Source organism: Streptomyces ureilyticus (assembly GCF_011045025.1).
Classification (GTDB): domain Bacteria; phylum Actinomycetota; class Actinomycetes; order Streptomycetales; family Streptomycetaceae; genus Streptomyces; species Streptomyces ureilyticus.
Map to the genome: position 1 here is coordinate 1 of NZ_JAAKZX010000379.1, position 4,224 is coordinate 4,224.

The following is a 4,224-nucleotide window of genomic DNA, read 5'->3' on the forward strand; positions in this document are numbered from 1 at the left end:
GGCCAGCGGCGTATGCGGGGGCAGGCGGTCGAACGGGTCCCAGAGCAACCCGAGACGCAGCCCCGAAACGGTGAGAGCGGCGCCCGAGGAGCCGGCAGGCCGCTCACCACGGCGGGCTCTGAGCACCACCTCCGGCAGTCCGGACGGGCTCTCGCCGGGCAGCCGCGCGAGCACCCCGTCGATCACACGCTTTCCGTCACCGGGTTCGTGCGCCCATATCAGAGCGGGCATTCCCGCATCGAGCGCGGCGTCGAACTCGGCGTCGGGGTCGCGCCTCCTGGGCGCCTTCGGCGGGAAGCCGAGGACGAGGGCGACGGGCCCGCCTTCGGCGTACAGAGTGGCGAACAGCGCCTCGTGGACCGCCTTGTCCAGGCTTCTGGCATGGATCACTCCCACCACGCCCTCTCCCGAGAGTGCGGCCACTGATGTCATCCTGTCCCACTTCTGGGCCCAGCTATGCCCCCAATCCCGCCATTCCGGTGCGTTCTGGCGCTCAAGGCTGCGCACAGCCACCGGGTGCACGACCCCCAGGCGCACCTGTGCGCCGCTGGGTGTGACGATGGGCAGGTCGTCCAGGGGCCGGGAGAGGAGTTCGCGGGGTAGCACGAACTCCACGAACAACTCGGGGGATCCGATGGCCCGTTCTCGTCGCATGCGGGTGATCTGATCGACCACCAGCTGTTCGAGCTGAGGCAGCCGCATGCCCTCCGGGTACTGGGCGACGGCCTGGCGGGGCGCTCCCTCGCGCTGGCGGAACACGTCCAGCAGATAGTGGCGGCTCGCGGCGGCGGGCGTGATCTGGAAGATGGCGTACGTCCACGTAGCCAAGCGGCTCGCGACACGGGGGCGGCGCGTCAGCAGCGGGACAGGGTCCACCGCCGGGTCGCAGTGGCCCGCGCGGTCGCGCACCCAGTGGGCCAGCTGCTGCCCGCGAGCGCCCGGAATGCGCTGGGCCAGGGCTGCGACGAAAACGAGGAGCGGCGGGACCGGGCGTACTCCTTGAGCCATGTCCCGCAGGTCCTGGACGATGCCCAGGACGTCCTCGGGGGCACCCGTCCACTCCCTGTGGACCGGCTGCGCGGCCTGGGCCCGCAGCTCCACCAGACCGGAGAGCGGAACCTGCCCGTCGAGGAGCAGCCGGTAGAGCTGATCCATGGCCTCGGGGCCGAAGGGATCACCGTACGGATCGTGGGGCCTGGGCGCGGCTGGGGACGGTGGCTCTCCGGAGAGAGCGAGCGCGGCTCGCAAGGGAGGCCATGACTCGGCGATCCGGCGCATCGGGATCATCCAGGAGACGGGAGCCGCCTTGTCCCGCAATACGGCGATGCCCACAACCCGCCGCGTCTCCATGTCCTGGACCCCACTGCCGCTGAAGCCCTTCTCCACCGCGCGTCCGCTGCCCGGTTCGGCGTCCAGCTGGATCAGGGTGCGGTTCAGGCGCTCGCCCGCGACCACGCAGCGGGCCCAGACTCCGTCGTCCTGTCCCCGCGGATAGCCGTACACGTTCATCCGCCGGTCCGTGGCGTCCATGTCACTGCCCGAGAGATGGGTGTGGACCGTGGGGAACAGGCCGTTGGCCCGCCCCAGATCGCCGTGGAGTGCCAGGACCGCGACGTCCTGATGTCCGCTGCCGCCGGTGTACCGGTGTCCGCCGCCGAGGGAGCAGGTCAGGCGCAGTCCGCCGGCCAGAGCGACAGTGAGGGTGGCGCGGGCCGGATCCTGAAGCTTCCGGCCCAGGGCGGCGGTCACCACATGGGCGCAGGTCATGACATAACGAGGTGGTACGAGTACTCCACCGCCCACCGGTGCGCCGGCGGGTCCGATGATGCTCACCTGCCAGTTGCTGGCCGACTCCGTGGCCGGTCCCCCCACCACACGACTCCCCCCGGTGTCCTTGGCCGGGAATCCGGCGAAGCCGCCATAGTAGCGGTGACGGTCACTCCGTGCGCAGGGGGTAACACACTTGATTCAAGGGCGAGTTGATCAGGCGCATGGATGCGGTCCCGGAAGACCGTCACTCGATCTCGATGGTGATCTCTGAGCCCTCCGGTGCCGTGTCACCACCGGGCACCGACTGCCCCTTGACTGTGTCTCCCCCGAAGAGCCCGAGGAAGCCCCGGTCCTCCTTGACCTTGAAGCCTGCGGCCTCCAGCTCCCGCTTGGCGTCGTCGACCTTGTCGCCCACCACGTCCGGGACCTCGATCTGCTCCGGACCCTTGGAGATCGTCAGGGTGACGGTGTCGCCCTCGCCCAGTTGCTGGTCGGCGGCCGGCGACTGCTGGGCGACCTGGCCCGCGTCGAACTCGGAGTTGATCTGCTCGGGGGCTATCTCGACCTTCAGGCCCGCGTCCTCAAGCTCCTGCCGCGCGTCGGCGAGCTCGTCACCCGTGACGTCCGGCACATCCACCGGGCTGCCCTTGCTGACGGTGAGCGCGATGGCGGAGCCCGCGCGGCGCGTGGTGCCCGCACCCGGCTCCGTACGGATCACAAAGCCGAAGGTGACCTCGTCGCTGAAGGCCCTGGTGATCATGCCGGCCTTCAGACCCTCCTCCTTCAGCCGCTCCCTGGCCTTGTCCAGCGCGTAACCCTCCACATCCGGCACCCGTACGTTCTTCGGGCCCCTGGAGATCGTCAGCGACACCGGGTCGTTGTCACGGATCCGGGCGCCCGCCTTGGGGTCGCTGCTGATCACCGTGCCGCGCTCGACCGTGTCGCTGTACGCGCGCTCGACCGGCCCCACATCGAGCCCGGCGCTCTCAAGACGGTTCTTGGCCTTCGCCTCGGTCATCGCGAGCAGCGGCGGGACCTTCGTGAACTGGCCGGAGTTGATGTACCAGACACCCGCACCGAGGCCGAGGACCAGCAGCAAGGCGGCGACGATCGCGAGCACGCCGCGCCGGGGGAGCGGTGCGCGGGCACGGCGGCGCGAGGGAGGAGGGTCGGAGGGCGGGGTCTGAAGGACGCTCGTGTGCTGGAACCCGCGATCGCCGCCGTCCTCGTTCACGGGGAGCGGCCGCGGCATGGACAGCGAGCGCGGGATCACGCTCGTACGGTCGTCGCCGATGTCGTGACCCTCGGTGAGCGCCTGCGGCGGCACCGCGTCCAGCTGCTCGGCGGTCAGACCGCTGCGTGCGTTCCGGGCCTGCGCGAGCAGCGCCACCGCGTCGTGCGGACGTACGTCCGGAGTGCGCGCGGTCGCCGACGCGACCAGTTCGTCGAGCTCGTAGGCCAGGCCCGGCACTTCCGCGGACGGCGGCGGAACGTCCTCGTGGAGGTGCTTGTAGAGCACCGCGGCGGGCGAGTCCGCGAGGTGCGGCCGGTCGCCGGTCAGCATTTCGTAGAGGACGATTCCGCATGCGTACACGTCGACCCGTGGATCGGCCGTGCCGTGTTCGATCTGCTCCGGGGCCAGATACGACACCGTGCCGAGCAGGGACCCTGTCGTGTTGGTGACCGTGTCCACGGCCCGTACGAGGCCGAAATCGGCCACCTTGACCCGGCCGTCGTCCCCTATCAGGACGTTCTCCGGCTTCATGTCACGGTGCACGAACCCGGCGCGGTGCGCGCCGCCGAGCGCGGCGAGCACCGGCTCCAGGATGTCGAGCGCCGCCCGGGGGTGCAGGGCCCCGCGCTCGCTCAGCACGTCTCTCAGGGTGCACCCGGCGACGTACTCCATGGCCAGGTAGACGTACGGCCCGTCGGTCCCCTGGTCGAAAACCTGCACCACATTGGGGTGCGCGAGCCGGGCCACGGACTTGGCCTCGCGGATGAACCGGTCGACGAACGTGGCGTCCGCGGCCAGCCCGGGATGCATCACCTTGAGTGCGAGCACGCGGTCCAGGCGGGTGTCCACGGCCCGGTAGACCGTGGCCATCCCGCCGACCGCGATCCGTGCGTCGATGCGGTAGCGGCCGTCGAGCACCTGACCGACCAACGGGTCCTGAAGGGTCGTATCCACGCAGGTGAGTGTACGAGCCGACACTGTCAACGCCGCGTGATCGGTGAAGATTCGGATCCGGACTGCAGCCGAGCTGTGACGAGATCGCAGGTCACACCGGTACCACAGGTCACACCGGGATCAAGAGCGCGAGGGGAGCATCGCCTCGAGGGCCGGTGGCTGGATCACGCCGGCCGGAGGCAGCGGTGAGGCCTGGGGGCGCAGCCCCCCCCCACGCGGCGGCACCGGACGCCCCGGGAGCCGCCTGGCGCGCTCCCTCCGCCACC

Annotated in this window: 2 protein-coding genes; both read right to left on the reverse strand. The window is 70.5% G+C overall.

Annotated elements, in window-relative coordinates; translation table 11 throughout:
• On the reverse strand, positions 1–1,875 hold a 1,875-nt coding region (locus G6048_RS51690; protein WP_328829050.1), incomplete at its 3' end, for a VMAP-C domain-containing protein.
• Positions 1,876–2,014: 139 nt separating this feature from the next.
• Entirely contained in the window at positions 2,015–3,958 is a 1,944-nt protein-coding gene (pknB, locus tag G6048_RS47010) for a Stk1 family PASTA domain-containing Ser/Thr kinase (RefSeq protein WP_165345740.1), read from the reverse strand.
• Positions 3,959–4,224: the final 266 nt, after the last annotated feature.